The following is a 16,072-nucleotide window of genomic DNA, read 5'->3' as shown; positions in this document are numbered from 1 at the left end:
GCAGCGCAATGCCCCAGGCCAGTACCGCGACCCGCACCCGGTGGACCAACTGGGCCGGCAACCAGAGCGCCGAGCCCGCCCGGGCCGCCGCCCCCGGCACCGCGGAGGAACTGGCCAAGGAGATCCTGCGCGCCGCCGAGCAGGGCCGTACCGTCAAGGCCGTCGGCTCCGGCCACTCCTTCACCTCGATCGCCTCCGCCGGCGACGGCGTCCAGATCCGCCCGCACGCGCTCACCGCCATCCGCGAGATCGACCGCGAGGCGGGCACCATCACCGTCGAGTCCGGCCTCCCGCTGCACCGACTCAACCGGGTCCTCGCCGCCGAGGGCCTCTCCCTCACCAACATGGGCGACATCGAGGTCCAGACCGTCGCCGGCGCCACCAGCACCGGCACCCACGGCACCGGCCGCGACTCCGGCTCGCTCGCCGCCCAGATCCGCGCGCTGGAGATCGTCCTCGCCGACGGCTCCCTCAAGCGCTGCTCCCCCACCGAGAACCCCCGGCTCTTCCAGGGCGCCCGGCTCGGCCTCGGCGCCCTCGGCGTGATCACCGCGCTCACCTTCGGCGTCGAACCGGCCTTCCTGCTCACCGCGCACGAGCAGCCGATGGCGTTCGACGAGGTGCTGGAGCGCCTCGACGACCTCGCCGCCGTCAACGAGCACTTCGAGTTCTACTGGTTCCCGCACACTGACCGCTGCTCCACCAAGCGCAACAACCGCAGCCAGGGCCCGGCCGCCCCGCTGCCCCGGTTCAAGGGGTGGCTGGAGGACGACTTCCTCTCCAACACCGTCTGGGAGGGCGCCTGCCGGGTCGGCCGGCGCTTCCCCGGCTCGATCCCCTCGATCGCCGCACTGGCCAGCCGCGCCTGGTCCGACCGCAGCTACACCGACACCGCGTACCGGGTGTTCACCAGCCCGCGCAAGGTCCGCTTCGTGGAGATGGAGTACGCGGTGCCGCGCGCGGCCGTCGGCGAGGTGCTGCGCGAGCTGAAGGCCCTGATCGAACGCTCCGACTGGAAGGTCAGCTTCCCGGTCGAGGTGCGCTTCGCCCCCGCCGACGACCTCTGGCTCTCCACCGCCTCCGGCCGGGACAGCGCCTACATCGCCGTCCACCTCTACCGGGGCACCGCCGACCAGGGCTACTTCACCGGCGTCGAACAGCTGATGACCGCCCATCAGGGCCGCCCGCACTGGGGCAAGCTGCACACCCGCGACGCCGAGTACCTGGCCGGCGTCTACCCGCACTTCGGCGACTTCACCGCCCTGCGCGACGAGGTCGACCCGCAGCGGATCTTCGGCAACGACTACCTGCGCCGGGTGCTGGGGGCCTGATCCACGGGGCCCGGTCCGCCCGGGCTCGTCAGTTCGCCGGGGTCCCGGCCGCCGGCGGCGGGGCCACCGTCGTCGACCCCGCCGGCTCGTTCCCCGGCACGGGCGGCTGCGTCGTGGCCTCGCCGGTGGGCTTCCCGCCGCCCGCCGACGGGGAGGAACCGGCCGACGGGGTCGCGCTCGGACTCGCCGAGGGCGAAGCCGTACCCGGGCCGGTACCAGGGGTGCCGCTCGGCTCCCGGCTCGGCCGCGTCGTCGCCGGGGCCGAGGCGCCGCCGGACGGCGTGGCCTCCGGAGCGCGCCTGTCGCCCGGGCCCGGCCGCTCCGGCGGAGCGTCCTGCGGCTGGGAGGACTTGGGCGCCACCGAGCCGCCGAAGGAGGTGCCGCTGCCGGACTCGCCCTTGACCGTCGCCGACACCGGCTGCCCGGTCGCCAGTTCGAACGCCACGATCGGCGTCATCGCCAGCACGAACACCAGCCCGGACACCACCGCGTAGGTCTTCCAGGTCCACCGCCGGCGCGCCCGCACCACCTGCGGCTCGCTCCACTCCGCGGTGATCACCGAAGGCCGCGGCGGCGCTTCGTGCTCTGCCGGCACCTGGCGCAGCGTGTTCGCGGTCTGGATCGGCCCCCGGTCCACCGCGTCGCGCAGTTGCTCGCCGGTCCGCCTGAAGACGTGCTGGAGCACAGCGCCGCCGGTGGTGGCCCCGACACTCACCACCGCGGCGCCCATGATCGTCCCGTACACGCCCAGTTCGGAGGCCAACAGTGCGCCCACCACGGCGGCCAGCGCACCCGCCGCGACCTGAGCCACACTCAGATCGATCCGCTTGCGCTCCTCCTTGCCGCCCTCCTCGGCGGGGCTCAGCTCCGACATCAACATCCCTCGGTCCGTACGACTATTCCTCGAACAAGCCACTCCATCTTGCCCAAAGAAGGACACAAGGGACGAAAATGCGGTTCTGCGCGCCCGGATTGTGTGAAGATGATCACCGTTCACCCACTGGTGGTCCGCCATCGGGGGAGCGCGCTCTTGAGATTCCCGTGAATCGCGGGAGACTTGAGCGGCGAGCCGCCCCTTTGGATGCCACGAATGGAGTACTGTTCGTAAAGCCTGAGCCTTGGGTCGACTTGTCGACTGCTTCTACACCGGCAGCTTGACGAGGAGCCACGGAACAGGCACGCACGGCGACGCCGGGTCCCGGATCGTCGCGAACACTCCGCGTGCGAGGACGGCCGGGACACCCAGGCGCGACGTCGACGGATGGCGTGGCAAAAAGGCAACCGTGCCACAGCGGCGTGGCGGGGCGTAAGCCCGACACGCCGGGGAACTCAGCAAGGTTGTGGCCAGTCGCGAGCGGGCAGGCCACACTCAGTACGGGAGCAGCGACGCAGGTGACGTCGGCAGGCACCACCCGGGAGGTAACCGTGCCCGAACTGCGGGTTGTGGCCGTCAGCAACGACGGCACACGGCTGGTGCTCAAGGCTGCCGACAGCACGGAGTACACCCTCCCCATCGACGAGCGGCTGCGCGCCGCCATCCGCGGCGACCGGCCGCGCCTCGGCCAGATCGAGATCGAGGTCGAGAGCCACCTGCGCCCCCGGGACATCCAGGCCCGGATACGAGCCGGTGCCTCCGCCGAGGAGGTCGCCCAGGCCGCCGGGATCTCCGTCGACCGCGTCCGTCGCTTCGAGGGTCCGGTCCTCGCCGAGCGCGCCTTCATGGCCGAGCGCGCCCGCAAGACCGCCATCCGCCGCAACGGCGAGTCCCCGGGCCCGCAGCTCGGCGAGGCCGTCGCCGAGCGGCTCGCGCTGCGCGGCGCCGAGAAGGACACCGAGCGCTGGGACTCCTGGCGCCGCGACGACGGCACCTGGGAGGTCATCCTCTCCTACCGGGCCGACGGCGAGGGCCGCAGCGCCTCCTGGACGTACGACCCGCCCCGGCGCCTGGTCCAGCCCAACGACGACGAGGCCCGCGCGCTGATCGGCGAGAACGTCGAGCGCGAGGAGGAGTCGATCTTCCCGTTCATCCCGCGGATCGCCCGGCTCCCCCAGGACCGGCCGCCCCGCCCGATGATCGACCGGCCCTCGGCCGACCGCATCATGTCGGCCCGCGAGGTCCGCGAATCGCGGGAGGCCACCGCCGAGTCCCGGGACTCGCTGACCAGCCTGCTCGACGTGGTCCCTGCCTTCCGCGGCGACCTCGCCGTCGGCAGCCCCGCCCCGATCGAGCCGGTGCCCGCCGAGGTCGCCGAGGAGAGCGAGGAGCCGGCCGCGGCCGCGGCCGCCGCCCCGGCGGTCGGCGCGGGTTCGGCCTACGCCGACATCCTGATGCCGCGCGCCGTCGCCCCGCACCGCGAGCGCCTGGTCGGCACCACCGACCGGCAGGCCGAGGCGGACGGCGTCCGGCCCGGGCGCCGGGCCACCGTGCCCAGCTGGGACGAGATCGTCTTCGGCAGCCGGCGCAAGAAGCAGGAGTAGTACCGATGCCGAAGGGCGGGAGGCCGGGCCTCCCGCCCTTCGGCGTTCCCGGACTCAGCCCGGCTGGTCGGTGACCGCCACCGGGCGGCCCGGGTCGCTCGACCACTCGCTCCACGACCCCGGGTACAGCGTGGCCGGCAGACCCGCCACCTCCAGCGCCAGGATCTGGTGCGCCGCCGTCACCCCCGAGCCGCAGTACACCGCGGTCTCCCGCTCCCCCGCGCCCAGCGCCCGGAACCGGGCCGCCAGCTCGGCCGCCGGACGGAACCGCCCGTCCGGGCCCACGTTCTCGGCCGTCGGCGCCGACACCGCACCGGGGACGTGCCCGGCCCGCGGGTCCACCGGCTCCGTCTCGCCCCGGTAGCGCTCCCCCGACCGGGCGTCCAGCAGCAGACCGCCGCGCGCCCAGGCCGCGGCGCCGTCCGCGTCCACCGTCGGCAGCCGGCCGGGCACCGGCTTGAAGTCGCCCTCCGCGGGCTCCGGCAGCTCGGCCGTCACCGTCAGCCCCGCCGCCTGCCAGACCGCGAAGCCGCCGTCCAGCACCCGGACGTCCCGGTGCCCGGCCCAGCGCAGCAGCCACCAGGCGCGGGCCGCCGCCATCGAGGCCGCGCCGTCGTACACCACGACCGGGCGCTCGGCGCTCACCCCGAAGCCACGCATCGCCGCACCGAACTCCTCCGGGTCCGGCAGCGGGTGGCGCCCGCCCCGGCCGGGGGCCCCGGGCGGGGCCGCGAGGTCCCGGTCCAGCTCGACGAAGTGGGCGCCGGGCAGGTGCCCGGCCCGGTACTCCTCGGCCGCGGTCGGGCCGCCCGGCGCGGCACCGACCAGCTGGTAGCGCACGTCCAGCAGCACCGGCGGACGGGCGGAGGCGAGCGCCTCCGCCAGCTCGACCGCGGAGATCAGCGGGGAACCGTCGTTGTAGGTGGTCATGGCGGCCATTGTCGCGCAGCACCGCCGACCCGCCGCTCTTTGTGCGGACTTTGCCGGATTTTCCGCGCGGCCCGAGGGTTGGGCGCCCGCCAGGGTGGAAGCATCACCCTCGCGCCCGAGGTTTCCGTGCGCCAACCACCCACGAGGAGGCCCGCATTGCCCGCGGTGGAACTCCGACTGGCCCAGGGCACGCCCTGCTGGGTCAGCCTGCTGACCGACGACCTGGCCGGCGCCCGCGCCTTCTACGGCGTACTGCTTGGCTGGACGTACACCCCAGGACCCGGCCAGCTCGGTGACTACGTCCGGGCCGAACTCGACGGGGCGCCGGTCGCCGGCCTCGGCCTCTCCACCGCCACCGGCTTCCCGGTGCAGTGGACCACCTACTTCGCCGTGGACGACGCCGACCGCACCACCCAGCTGGTCCGCGAATGCGGCGGCACCGTCGCCGTCGGGCCGCTGCAGGCCGAGCGCGCCGGCCGGATGGCCATCGCCTCCGACGTGTCCGGCGCCGTCTTCGGCCTCTGGCAGGGCGAGGAGCACCTCGGCCGGGAAGCCGGCACCGAGCACGGCGGACCGACCTGGGCCGAACTGCTCACCCCCGACGCCGAGGGCGCCGCCGTCTTCTACGCCACCGTGCTCGACCGACCGGTCCGGCCCGGTGCGGACGAGAGCGCGCTGCTCGTACACGGCCGGGCGGTCGCCGGCATCCGGCACCGCGCCGACCTGCGCGGCCACCCGCCGCGCTGGCGCACCCACTTCGCCGTCCGGGACGCCGACCTGACCGCCCGTCACGCCGTGGAGCTCGGCGGCCGGATCCTGGTCGAGCCGCACGACACCACCCGCGGCCGCGCCGCCCGGCTGGCCGACCCGCAGGGCGGGCACTTCTCGGTGCTGCAGACCTTCGGCTAGGCCTGCTCTCGGTCAGGTCTGCAGCCTCGGTCAGGCCTGCGGCGCCGGTCAGGCCTGCTGCTCCTCGAAGGGCAGCACGTCCGGGGAGAGCACCGAGGCACGGGCCGTCGCGGCGGTCAGCCGGCGGCGGTGGTGGCGGCGGCACAGCACCTCGTAGCCGACCTCGTCGTCGCGCACCGAGATGTCGCCGATCACCACCTGGGCGCCCTCGACCACCATCACCCCGCCGACCGTACGGGCGTTGTGGGTCGCCCGCGCCCCGCACCAGCACAGCGCCTCGACCTGCAGCACCTCCACCCGGTCGGCCAGTTCGATCAGTCGCTGCGAGCCCGGGAACAGCCGGGTGCGGAAGTCGGTGGTGATGCCGAAGGTGTAGACGTCGATGTCCAGCTCGTCCACCACCCGGGCCAGCTGGTCGACCTGCCCGGCGGAGAAGAACTGCGCCTCGTCACAGATCAGGTAGTCCACCCGGCCACCCGCCGAGAGCCGGTGCACCACGTGCGTGTGGAAGTCGAAGTCGTCGGTCACCTCGACCGCCTCGGCCTGCAGGCCCAGCCGGCTGGAGATCGTCGCGGTGCCCGCCCGGTCGTTGCGGGTGAGGATGACGCCCTGCCGGCCGCGCGCGGCGTGGTTGTGGTCCATCTGCAGCGCCAGCGTCGACTTGCCGCAGTCCATCGTGCCCGAGAAGAACACCAGTTCAGCCATGGGTGGAGCAAGGGCCTTTCACATCAGGGGAGTTCGGGCACGGATGAGTCAAGGGAGCGGCTCAGCCGCGGACTTCGAGCAGCGGCACGAACTGCTCGACCGGGGTCATCGAGCCATGCAGGCCGATCATCGCGGATTCGCCGGGCTCGTTGCGGGAGGCGACGATCGCGATGTCGTCGCGCGCCGCGGCGACCACGTCGCCGATCCGGCCGTACACCCGCTCGTCCACGGCCGGGCCGAACCATCCCGCCGCGACCGCCTGGTCCCGGGTGGCGACCCACATGCGGTCGCCCAGCACCTCGCTCCAGACCGTGTGCACGTCGGCCGCGGCCCCCGGCACCGCGTACACGTGCCGGGCCCGGCCCTCACCGCCGAGCAGGGCCACGCCGGCGCCCAGCTCCCAGTCCTCGTCGAAGTCGATCCGGTCCTCCGGCGCGATGTCGATCATGCCGTGGTCGGCCGTCACGTACATCGCCGAACGCGGCGGCAGCTGCTCGGCCAGCCGGCGGGCCAGCCGGTCCACCGCGTCCAGCGTCATCCGCCACTCGTCGGAGTCCACCCCGAAACGGTGGCCCGCGCCGTCCAGCTCGCTGACGTAGGTGTACACCAGCGCCCGGTCGTGCTCGGCCAGCCAGGAGGCTGCCAGGTCCATCCGCTCCTCGCCGGTGGTGCGGCCGAGGAAGGTGCCGCCGGACAGCGCCACCCGGGTCAGCGGGGTCTGCGCGAACAGCGGGGACGAGACCTGCGCGGTCGCCACCCCGGCCCGGTGAGTCCGCTCGAAGACCGTCGGGTACGGCTGCCAGGCGTGCGGCTCGGTCGGCGGCTGCCAGCGCAGCTGGTTCATCAGGTAGCCGGCGCCCGGCACCGCCACCGTGTACCCGGCCAGGCCGTGCAGGCCCGGCGGCGTCCCGGTGCCGACCGAGGCCAGCGAGGTCGCCGTGGTGGACGGGAAGCCCGCGGTCAGCGGACGGCCGCTGCCGCCCAGCGAGCTCCCGGCCAGCGAGGACAGGAACGGCGCGTACTCGGGGTGGCGCAGCAGCAGCTCCCAGCCCAGGCCGTCCACCAGGAACACCACCACCCGGTCCGCCGGGGCGATGGGCAGCGTCGCGGTGAACCCGGGAACGCCGAGCCCCGCCGCCACCGAGGGCAGCAGGTCGCACAGCGAACCGCTGCCGTACGGGGGCGCGGGGGCCGCGGCCGGGTCAAGGATCTCGAAGGCGTCGTAGCCGTCGGCAGGAACGAAGGACATGGAACCGGATTCGTAGCGTTCGGTGGCGGCGATCAGACCCGCGGGCCGTTGTCGATCGTCGCGTCGGACAGTGCCCGGGCGAACACCAGCGCCTGGGCCACCGTCTCCGGGCCGTCACCGGCCTCACTCACCCGCAGCGAGAGATCGTCGGCGGTCGCCGAGCCCGTGTAGCCGTGGTCCGCCTCGCAGTTCGGGTCCGAGCAGCCGGCCGGCTCCAGGTCCAGGCGCTGCACCGCGCCCCAGCCGATCGTCAGCACGACCTCGCGCGGAAGCGTCCCCGGCGTGTACGTCTCCGGGTTCGCCACCATCCGGCTCACCACGACCGAGCCGATCCGGTCCAGTCGGACGCTCTCCGTCGAGGTCGTCGCGAACGGCACCGAGGGGCTGCCCTCGGCCCCGGACTGCTCGTCGGTGTGGCTCACCACGAACCGGGTCGGGGTCAGCACCAGCACCGTCACGTGCCGGCGGACCTCATTGGCGTCGAAGGTCGTCTCCTGGTGCACCAGGTAGGAGCCGATCGGCTCCGGGCCCACCGCGGACTCGACCGCCTCGGACACCAGGGCTGGGTAGTAGCCGCTGCGCTCGATCGCCGAGCGCAGGTCCTGAGTGGTGGTGGTACCGGTCTTCGCCATATCTCCATCCTGGCATGGTCCGCCGACGAAGCGGGCGGCACGGCGCCGAGCTTCGGACAACAGCGCCCGGGCAGGGCGCAACCAAGGAAGGTTACAGCGTGCTCATCGCGCGCGGGCCCAGATCGCTGCGGACCGGCAGGGGCGCGACCCGCACCCGCGCCCCCAGGATCGCCAGCCCGTGCGGGGCCACGACCACGGGTTCGAGATCCACCGAGGCGATCTCCGGGACGTCGTCCACCAGCTGCGACACCCTGAGCAGCAATTCCTCCAGGGCAGCGGTGTCCACCGCCTCCGCGCCGCGCCAGCCGAACAGCAGCGGCGCGGCCCGCACCTCCCGGATCAGCCCGGCGACGTCCTGGTCGGTGGCCGGAACCAGTCGGTGCGCCGTGTCCCCCAGCAGTTCGGCCGGTGCGCCTGCCAGGCCGAACGACAGGATCGCCCCGACCGCCGGGTCCACCGTGGCGCCGATCACGGTGTCCACACCGCGCGGCGCCATCCGCTGCACCACCAGCTCGGCCTGCGCGGCGCCGCCGAGCAGCGCGTCCAACTCGCGGTGGGCGCGGCGCAAGCCCGGCTCGTCGGTCAGATCCAGCCGGACGCTGCCCAGGTCGGGGCGGTGGCGCAGGTGCGGGGCGGTCGCCTTCAGAGCCACCGGGTAGCCGAGCGAGGCCGCCGCCGCGACGGCCGTCTCCTCGTCCGGGGCCGACCGCGTCGACGAGACGTCGATGCCGTAGCGGGCCAGCAGGTCGCGGGCCTCGTCGTCGGACAGGGTGATCCGGGCGCCGCCGGGCTGGGTGCGCGCGGCGATCGCGGTTCGGGTACTCAGCGCGGCCGCCACCAGGGTGCGGGCGCCGGGCTCGTCGATCCGGTCCAGCTCGGGGACGCGCGCGGTCTCCTCCGCCTCGGCCGTCCGGCGGCGCCACTGCGCGTAGTGGACGGCGTTGGCGAGGGCGTGCACGGCCCGCTCGGGCGCCGCGTACGCGGGGATGCCGCCGGGGCGCAGCCTGACCGGCAGGTCGGTCAGTGCCAGGTGGGCGAGCACCAGCGGCTTGCCCAACTCCTGGGCGCGCTGACCGGCTTCGAGCAGGGCGGCGGCGATCTCCGGGTCGTCGGAACCCATCGCGGGGTCGTCCTCGCCGGTCAGCCGGCCGCCCATGAAGGCGTGCGCCGAGGTGCCGATCGGCGGGATGGCGACGGCGATCACCGCGTCCACGGCGGGGTCGGCGAGGGCGACGTCGAGCGCGATCCGGAAGTTCTCGCCGGTCGCGGCGGTGGTCAGGTCGACGGGGGTCCGCGGGCGCAGGCCCGCGCCCAGCAGGGCGTCGTAGGTGAGCAGGCCGAGCGAGTCCGAGTTGCCGACCACCGCGACCCGGTCCCCCGGCGGCAGCGGCTGCAGGGCCAGCAGCTCGCCGGTGTCGTACAGCTCGGTGATGGTCGCGACCCTGATGACGCCCGCCTGTTCGAACAGCGCGTCGACGGTCGCGTCGCGCAGGCCGGTGGCGGTGGCCGGGACGGCGTGGCCGGGCGGCAGGCTGCCGGTGTGCCGGGCGCCCTTGACCACCACGATCGGCTTGGCGGCGGCCAGGCGGCGGGCGATCCGGGTGAACTTGCGCGGGTTGCCGAAGGACTCCAGGTACAGCAGGACGACCCGGGTGGCCTCGTCCTCGGCCCAGTACTGCAGGAAGTCGTTGCCGGAGACGTCGGCGCGGTTGCCCACCGAGGCGAAGGAGGAGACGCCGAGGCCGCGCTTGTGGGCGGCCTCCAGCAGGGCCACGCCGATCGCACCGGACTGGCAGAAGATCCCGAAGCCGCCGCGGCCGGGCAGGCGCGGCGCGAGCGAGGCGTTCAGCGGGTTCGCCGGGTCGGTGTTGATCAGGCCGAAGGCGTTCGGGCCGATCACCCGCATCCCTGCCGCGCGGGCCTGGCGGACCAGGGCGCGCTGCCGGTCCCGGCCCTCCGGACCGGTCTCCGCGTAGCCGGCGGTGACCACCACCAGGCCCTGCACGCCGTGCGCACCGCACTCGGCGACGGCGGCCGGGACGGCGCCCTCGGGGACGGCGATCACCGCGAGGTCCACCGGCCCGGGAATGTCCAGAACCGAACGGTGCACCGGGATGCCGTCCAGCTCGGTGCCGGGCGGGGCGTTGCGGTTCACCGCGTAGACCGGGCACTCGGCCGGAGCGCCGCCCAGCAGGTCGCGCAGGATCGCCCGCCCGACCGTCTGCGGGGTGCGGGAGACCCCGATCACCGCGACCGAGCGCGGGGTGAGCAGCCGCTGCACCGAGCGCGCCTCGGCGCGGTGCTCGCGGGCACGCATCACGGCGAGCGAGCGCTCGGTCTGTTCGAGGCTGAACTCCAGGTGCACCACGCCGTCGGCGAAGCTGCGGCGCTGGGTGTAGCCGGCGTCGGTGAAGACCTTCACCATCTTCCGGTTCTCCGGCAGCACCTCGGCCTGGAAGCGGCGGATGCCGCGCTCCTGCGCGACGGCCGCGATGTGCTCCAGCAGTGCCGAGGCCACGCCGCGGCCCTGGTGGGCGTCCTGCACGAGGAAGGCCACCTCGGCGTCGGTCCCGGTGGCGGACGGGCGGCCCTCGGCGTCGATCCGGTCGTACCGGACGGTGGCGATGAAGTCGTCCCGGATGACGACCGCGAGGCCGACCCGGTTCACGAAGTCGTGGTGGGTGAAGCGGCGGACGTCCTTGGCGGAGAGCCGGGGATAGGGAGCGAAGAAACGGAAGTACTTGGACTGGTCCGAGACCTGCTCGTAGAACTCCACGAGGCGCCCTGCGTCGGCGGGCGTGATCGGCCGGATCCGGGCCGTGCCACCGTCGCGCAGCAGGATGTCGGCTTCCCAGTGCTGCGGATAGTCCGGTTGCTGCTCGGGGTTCGGCACCGCGGAGTCGTCCACATTCGTCAGGTTATCCGGCGGCGGGCCGGATGGCGCCGGGTGCGTGCTCACGGCAGGGCGGACAGGACCAGTGGCCGGGGTTTATGCCCCGAAAAGAAACAATCACAAGTCCTGAACGCAGCGGCCCGCAGGGGTTGCCTGCGTGCGACACTGGTCTAGACAACACGGCCGCTTCCCCCGCTCCCCGAGCACGGCCGTGACCAGCTTCACCGGAAAGGCACGTCTCATGGCCGAGCGCCGCGTCACCATCGGTTGGGCCGAGGGCCTGCACGCCCGTCCCGCCTCCGTCTTCGTCCGGGCCGTGACGGCCACCGGCGTGCCGATCACCATCGCCAAGCCCGGCGGCAACCCGGTCAACGCCGCCTCCATGCTCGGCCTCCTCGCCCTGGGCGCCCAGGGCGGCGACGAGGTCATCCTGGCCTCCGACGCAGCCGACGCCGACGACGCGCTCGACCGCCTCGCCAAGCTCGTCCAGGAGGGCCTCGACGAGCTCCCCGCCGCGGCCTGAGGCCTCGCAACTGCCCGATCGGGGTGTCGCCGGGCTTCCGGCGGCACCCCGATCTGCTGTGGTCGGCCCTTCGCCCGTCGAGGTCAGCCCTTGACGCAGACGACCTGCTTGAGGTGCGCGACCACCTCGACGAGGTCCTTCTGCTGCTCGATGACCTTCTCGATGTTCTTGTAGGCGCCCGGGATCTCGTCCACCACGCCGCTGTCCTTGCGGCACTCCACGCCCGCGGTCTGCTCGGCCAGGTCCCGCGTGGTGAACCGCTTCTTCGCGGCGTTACGGCTCATCTTGCGGCCGGCGCCGTGCGAGGCGGAGTTGAACGACGCCTTGTTGCCCAGGCCGCGGACGATGTAGGAGCCCGTCCCCATCGACCCCGGGATGATCCCGAAGTCGCCGGAGCCGGCCCGGATCGCGCCCTTGCGGGTCACGAGCAGGTCGACGCCGTCGTACCGCTCCTCCGCCACGTAGTTGTGGTGGCAGCTGATGACCTCGTCGAAGGTGACCTTCGCCTTCGCGAACTCACGCCGGACGACATCCTGGAAGAGCGCCATCATCACCGCTCGGTTGTGCTTGGCGTACTCCTGCGCCCAGAACAGGTCCTGGCGGTAGGCGGCCATCTCCGAGGTCTTCGCGAGGAAGACCGCGAGGTCGTGGTCGACCAGGCCCTGGTTGTGCGGCAGCGAGCGGGCGACGCCCATGTGGTGCTCCGCCAGCTCCTTGCCGATGTTGCGGGATCCGGAGTGCAGCATCAGCCAGACCACGCCGGTCGTATCGACACATACTTCTATGAAGTGATTTCCCCCGCCGAGCGTGGCCATCTGCTGCATCGCCCGCTCGCGGCGCCACTTGACGTCCTCCGCGATGTCATCGAAGCGCTGCCAGAAGTCGTCCCAGCCCGCCGCCCGGAAGCCGTCCAGCTTCGCCGGGTCGACCGGGTCGGTGTGCAGGCCGCGGCCGACCGGGATGGTCTGCTCGATCTTGCTGCGCAGGCCGGACAGGTCGTCCGGGAGGTCCTTGGCGGTGAGCGAGGTCTTCACCGCGCTCATCCCGCAGCCGATGTCGACGCCGACCGCCGCCGGGCAGACCGCGCCCTTCATGGCGATGACGGAGCCGACCGTCGCGCCCTTGCCCAGGTGGACGTCGGGCATCACGGCGAGGCCGTGCAGCCACGGCAGGGAGCTGATGTTGCGCAGCTGCTGCAGGGCCTGGCTCTCGACCGTCGCCGGATCGGTCCACATCCGGATCGGGACCCGGACGCCGGGTACCTCGGTGTACGTCATCGCTGAACGACCTCCATGGGTCGGGTGGTTCACGAGAAATGGGGTGCCGCGCGAAAGGATCCCGGCGGGGCTCGGGGAAGTTCAGGGGTGGGGCTCAGGCGCCCGGGGCGGCACAGAGGGAATGCGGCCTTGGGGAGCGTCGTCGTATGGCTCGCTCGACCCGCATGGTGACCGCCTCCCTTCGTTCGTCAGAGTTCGTACGTGTGTGCCGGGGGATATCTATCCACGGACCGGACGGGGCCCGCAAGGGATTTAAAAACGCGTTCGGCCCGGTGGAGCGGGTGCTCCACCGGGCCGGACGGAACCACAGCGGTCGTCAGCTGACGACGGTGACCTCGCCGATGCCGAGCGCCCGCACGTCGTCGGCGATCGTGGCGGCGTCGCCGACCAGGACGGTGACCAGCCGGTCCGGCGGGAAGGCCGCGACGACCGCCTCGGTGGCGGCGGCGGTGGGCAGTTCGGCGAGCTGCCGGTAGACCTCGGCCTGGTAGTCGTCCGCCAGGTACTGCTCGACCTGGTCGGCCAGGGTGCCGGCCACCGAGCCCGCGGTCTCGTACTTCAACGGGGCGACGCCGACCAGGAACTGCACGGCCTCGTCGCGCTCGGCGTCGGTGAGGCCCTCGGCGGCGAGGGTGCGCAGGATGGTCCAGGTGTCGGCGAGCGCCGGGGCGGTGGAGGCGGTGTCCACCGAGCCGCTGATGGCGAGCAGCGAGCGCCCGCTACCGTCGGCGGCGGAGCGCAGCGGCTGGGCGAAGGAGCGGACGCCGTAGGTGTAGCCCTTCTCCTCGCGCAGGACGCGGTCGAGGCGGGAGGTGAGGGTGCCGCCCAGGCAGTAGGTGCCGAGGGTCTGGGCGGCCCAGACCGGGTCGTGCCGGTCGGGGCCGATCCGGCCGATGAGCAACTGGGTCTGGACGGAGCCGGGGCGGTCCACGATGACGACGCGGCCGTGGTCGTCGCCGGCGACCGGGGCGTGGACGGAGGCCTCGGCGGCCGAGCCGGTCCAGGTGCCGAGGGTGCTCTCCAGGAGGGCGGGCAGGTCGACGCCGGTGAGGTCGCCGACCACGACGAGGGTGCTGGTCGCCGGGCGGACGTGGGCCTCGTAGAAGGCCTTGACGGCAGCGCGGTCGATCGACTTGACGGTGTCGGCGGTGCCGGCGCGGGGCCGGGAGAGCCGGTCGGCGGCGTCGAAGAGCTCGGCGTAGAGGGCCTTGGCGGCGCGCCGGGCGGGACTGGCCTGCTCGTGGACGATCTCGTCCAGACGGTTGGCGACCAGGCGCTCGATCTCGGCCTCGGGCAGCGCGGGGGCGCGCAGGGCGTCGGCGAGCAGGGAGAGGCCGCGCTGGAGCCGGGAGGCGGGCACCTCCAGGGAGACCCGGATGCACGGGTGGTCGGCGTGCGCGTCCAGGGTGGCGCCGGCCCGCTCGAGTTCGCCGGCGAACTCCTCGGCGCTGAGGGTGTCGGTGCCTTCGCTGAGGGCGCGGGCGAGGATGGCGGCGATGCCGTCGAGGCCCTCGGGTTCGGCGGCGAGCGGGGCGTCGAGGAGGACCTCGACGGCGACCAGCTGCTGGCCGGGCCGGTGGCAGTGCAGGACGGTGATGCCGTTGCCGAGGGCGGTCCGCTCGGGGGCGGGGAAGGCCCACGGGCTGGGGGTGCCGGGCTGGGGCTGGGGGTGGAAGGTCATGGCGGGGACGTAGTCGGTGCTCATACGGCGGCACCCTCCTCTTCGGAAGCGGCGTCGGAGTCGGCGGCGTCGGTCTCGGCGGCGGAAGCGGCGTCGGTCTCGGCGGCGGTCGGCTCGTAGACGAGGACGGCCCGGTTGCCGGGGTGGATCCGGGCCTTGGCGACGGCCTGGACCTCCTCGGCGGTGACGTCGAGGACCTTGGGGAGGGCGTCGTTGAGCAGCTTGGGGTCGCCGAACAGGACGGCGAAGCGGCAGAGTTCGTCGGCGCGGCCGGCGACGGTGGTCAGCCGGTCCAGCCACTCGCGCTCGATCTGGGCCTGGGCGCGCTCGAGTTCCTCGGCCGTGGGGCCTTCGGCGGCGAAGCGGGCGAGTTCCTCGTCGACGGCGGCGTCGATCTGCGCGATGGTGGCGTCGCCGGAGGTCTTGACGTCGAGCCAGCCGAGGCTGGGGGCGCCGGCCAGGCGCAGCAGGCCGAACCCGGCGGCGACGGCGGTGCGGTCGCGGCGGACGAGCCGGTTGTAGAGGCGGCTGGACTCGCCGCTGCCGAGGATGGTGAGGGCCAGGTCGGCGGCGTCGGCCTCGCGGGTGCCGTCGTGCGGGAGGCGGTAGGCGGCTGTCAGGGCGCGGGAGGGGACGTCCTCGTGGATCTCCTCGCGGATCTCGCGGCCGATGGTGTCCGGGAGTTCGCCGGAGCGCGGGGGCTGCTTGCCGTCGTGGGCGGGGATGGAGCCGAAGTACTTCTCGACCCAGGCGATGGTCTGCTCGGGGTCGATGTCGCCGACGACGGACAGGACGGCGTTGTTGGGCGCGTAGTAGGTGCGGAAGAACGTCCGGGCGTCCTCCAGCGTGGCCGCGTCGAGGTCCGCCATGGAGCCGATGGGCGTGTGGTGGTACGGGTGGCCGTCGGGGAACGAGAGGGCGGTGAGCTTCTCGAAGGCGGTGCCGTACGGGACGTTGTCGTAGCGCTGGCGGCGCTCGTTCTTGACGACGTCGCGCTGGTTCTCCATGGAGGTCTCGTCGAGCGCGGCGAGCAGCGAGCCCATGCGGTCGGCCTCCAGCCAGAGGGCGAGCTCCAGCTGGTGGGCGGGCATGGTCTCGAAGTAGTTGGTGCGCTCGAAGCTGGTGGTGCCGTTGAGCGAGCCGCCGGCGCCCTGGACCAGTTCGAAGTGGCCGTTGTTGGAGACGTTGGCGGAGCCCTGGAACATCAGGTGCTCGAAGAGATGGGCGAGGCCGGTGCGGCCCTTGACCTCGTGGCGGGAGCCCACGTCGTACCAGAGGCAGACGGCGGCGACCGGGGTGAGGTGGTCCTCGGAGAGGACGACGCGCAGCCCGTTGGCCAGGCGGTGCTCGGTGATGGCGATGCCTCGGCTGGAGGCGGGGGCCGGGTTGGCCATGCGCTCGGGTCCTTCCCGTCGTCGATGTCGGGGTTCGTGTGGCGTCCCCCATTGTGGTGCAACGTGCAGG

At 73.3% G+C, this 16,072-nt stretch carries 13 protein-coding genes; 4 read left to right on the top strand and 9 right to left on the bottom strand.

Annotated features, from left to right (window positions below; translation table 11 throughout):
• Window positions 1-8 precede the first annotated feature (8 nt).
• Window positions 9-1,331 carry a D-arabinono-1,4-lactone oxidase gene (locus ACIBEC_RS34190; protein WP_360506061.1) on the top strand — a complete coding sequence of 441 codons (1,323 nt, stop codon included), beginning with the start codon at window positions 9-11 and terminating at the stop codon, window positions 1,329-1,331.
• Between the two features lie 28 nt (window positions 1,332-1,359).
• On the opposite strand, the gene ACIBEC_RS34185 is transcribed toward ACIBEC_RS34190, so the two are convergent.
• On the bottom strand, window positions 1,360-2,205 hold the full coding sequence (locus ACIBEC_RS34185; protein WP_360506059.1) for a hypothetical protein: 846 nt from the start codon (window positions 2,203-2,205) through the stop codon (window positions 1,360-1,362).
• A gap of 518 nt (window positions 2,206-2,723) precedes the next feature.
• On the opposite strand from ACIBEC_RS34185, the gene sepH reads away from it, so the two are divergent.
• A complete protein-coding gene (gene sepH / locus ACIBEC_RS34180) occupies window positions 2,724-3,809 on the top strand; it encodes a septation protein SepH (RefSeq protein ID WP_360506056.1) in 1,086 nt (361 codons plus the stop codon).
• 54 nt (window positions 3,810-3,863) lie between these two features.
• On the opposite strand, the gene ACIBEC_RS34175 is transcribed toward sepH, so the two are convergent.
• Complete coding sequence (locus tag ACIBEC_RS34175) at window positions 3,864-4,739, bottom strand: sulfurtransferase (RefSeq protein ID WP_360506054.1); 876 nt, start codon at window positions 4,737-4,739, stop codon at window positions 3,864-3,866.
• 165 nt (window positions 4,740-4,904) lie between these two features.
• On the opposite strand from ACIBEC_RS34175, the gene ACIBEC_RS34170 reads away from it, so the two are divergent.
• The gene (locus ACIBEC_RS34170) at window positions 4,905-5,648 is read left to right on the top strand and encodes a VOC family protein (protein ID WP_360506095.1); all 744 of its coding nucleotides are present in this window, start codon (window positions 4,905-4,907) and stop codon (window positions 5,646-5,648) included.
• 48 nt (window positions 5,649-5,696) lie between these two features.
• On the opposite strand, the gene ACIBEC_RS34165 is transcribed toward ACIBEC_RS34170, so the two are convergent.
• From ACIBEC_RS34165 to ACIBEC_RS34150, 4 genes are all read right to left on the bottom strand, one after another.
• The gene (locus tag ACIBEC_RS34165) at window positions 5,697-6,353 is read right to left on the bottom strand and encodes a thymidine kinase (RefSeq protein ID WP_360506051.1); all 657 of its coding nucleotides are present in this window, start codon (window positions 6,351-6,353) and stop codon (window positions 5,697-5,699) included.
• 61 nt (window positions 6,354-6,414) lie between these two features.
• Window positions 6,415-7,602: a nucleotide pyrophosphatase/phosphodiesterase family protein gene (locus ACIBEC_RS34160; protein ID WP_360506048.1), complete on the bottom strand. Its 1,188-nt coding sequence runs from the start codon at window positions 7,600-7,602 to the stop codon at window positions 6,415-6,417.
• Window positions 7,603-7,634: 32 nt separating this feature from the next.
• Window positions 7,635-8,234: a DUF5998 family protein gene (locus ACIBEC_RS34155; protein WP_360506045.1), complete on the bottom strand. Its 600-nt coding sequence runs from the start codon at window positions 8,232-8,234 to the stop codon at window positions 7,635-7,637.
• 91 nt (window positions 8,235-8,325) lie between these two features.
• Window positions 8,326-11,127, bottom strand: a complete 2,802-nt coding sequence (locus tag ACIBEC_RS34150; protein WP_396289682.1) for a GNAT family N-acetyltransferase — start codon at window positions 11,125-11,127, stop codon at window positions 8,326-8,328.
• 241 nt (window positions 11,128-11,368) lie between these two features.
• Between ACIBEC_RS34150 and ACIBEC_RS34145 the strand changes: the two genes are divergently transcribed.
• A complete protein-coding gene (locus ACIBEC_RS34145) occupies window positions 11,369-11,650 on the top strand; it encodes an HPr family phosphocarrier protein (RefSeq protein ID WP_360506040.1) in 282 nt (93 codons plus the stop codon).
• Window positions 11,651-11,733: 83 nt separating this feature from the next.
• Here the strand turns inward: ACIBEC_RS34145 and ACIBEC_RS34140 are convergent, their stop codons facing one another.
• The 3 genes from ACIBEC_RS34140 to ACIBEC_RS34130 form a co-directional block, all read right to left on the bottom strand.
• Window positions 11,734-12,927, bottom strand: a complete 1,194-nt coding sequence (locus ACIBEC_RS34140) for an RtcB family protein (protein ID WP_360506037.1) — start codon at window positions 12,925-12,927, stop codon at window positions 11,734-11,736.
• Between the two features lie 316 nt (window positions 12,928-13,243).
• Window positions 13,244-14,608: a pitrilysin family protein gene (locus ACIBEC_RS34135; RefSeq protein ID WP_360506092.1), complete on the bottom strand. Its 1,365-nt coding sequence runs from the start codon at window positions 14,606-14,608 to the stop codon at window positions 13,244-13,246.
• Between the two features lie 20 nt (window positions 14,609-14,628).
• Entirely contained in the window at window positions 14,629-16,002 is a 1,374-nt protein-coding gene (locus ACIBEC_RS34130; RefSeq protein ID WP_360506034.1) for a pitrilysin family protein, read from the bottom strand.
• Window positions 16,003-16,072: the final 70 nt, after the last annotated feature.

This window comes from Kitasatospora sp. NPDC051164, assembly GCF_044455625.1.
GTDB lineage: Bacteria > Actinomycetota > Actinomycetes > Streptomycetales > Streptomycetaceae > Kitasatospora.
Note: the sequence above shows the minus strand (reverse complement) of the source record. Positions and strands in the feature narration are given on the sequence as shown.

What these genes read in the sequence shown, in the direction of transcription:
- ACIBEC_RS34190 (WP_360506061.1), top strand. Translation starts at nt 9, where the DNA reads ATGCCCCAGGCCAGTACCGCGACCCGCACCCGGTGGACCAACTGGGCC.
- ACIBEC_RS34185 (WP_360506059.1), bottom strand. Translation starts at nt 2,205, where the DNA reads ATGTCGGAGCTGAGCCCCGCCGAGGAGGGCGGCAAGGAGGAGCGCAAG.
- ACIBEC_RS34175 (WP_360506054.1), bottom strand. Translation starts at nt 4,739, where the DNA reads ATGACCACCTACAACGACGGTTCCCCGCTGATCTCCGCGGTCGAGCTG.
- ACIBEC_RS34165 (WP_360506051.1), bottom strand. Translation starts at nt 6,353, where the DNA reads ATGGCTGAACTGGTGTTCTTCTCGGGCACGATGGACTGCGGCAAGTCG.
- ACIBEC_RS34160 (WP_360506048.1), bottom strand. Translation starts at nt 7,602, where the DNA reads ATGTCCTTCGTTCCTGCCGACGGCTACGACGCCTTCGAGATCCTTGAC.
- ACIBEC_RS34155 (WP_360506045.1), bottom strand. Translation starts at nt 8,234, where the DNA reads ATGGCGAAGACCGGTACCACCACCACTCAGGACCTGCGCTCGGCGATC.
- ACIBEC_RS34145 (WP_360506040.1), top strand. Translation starts at nt 11,369, where the DNA reads ATGGCCGAGCGCCGCGTCACCATCGGTTGGGCCGAGGGCCTGCACGCC.
- ACIBEC_RS34140 (WP_360506037.1), bottom strand. Translation starts at nt 12,927, where the DNA reads ATGACGTACACCGAGGTACCCGGCGTCCGGGTCCCGATCCGGATGTGG.
- ACIBEC_RS34135 (WP_360506092.1), bottom strand. Translation starts at nt 14,608, where the DNA reads ATGACCTTCCACCCCCAGCCCCAGCCCGGCACCCCCAGCCCGTGGGCC.
- ACIBEC_RS34130 (WP_360506034.1), bottom strand. Translation starts at nt 16,002, where the DNA reads ATGGCCAACCCGGCCCCCGCCTCCAGCCGAGGCATCGCCATCACCGAG.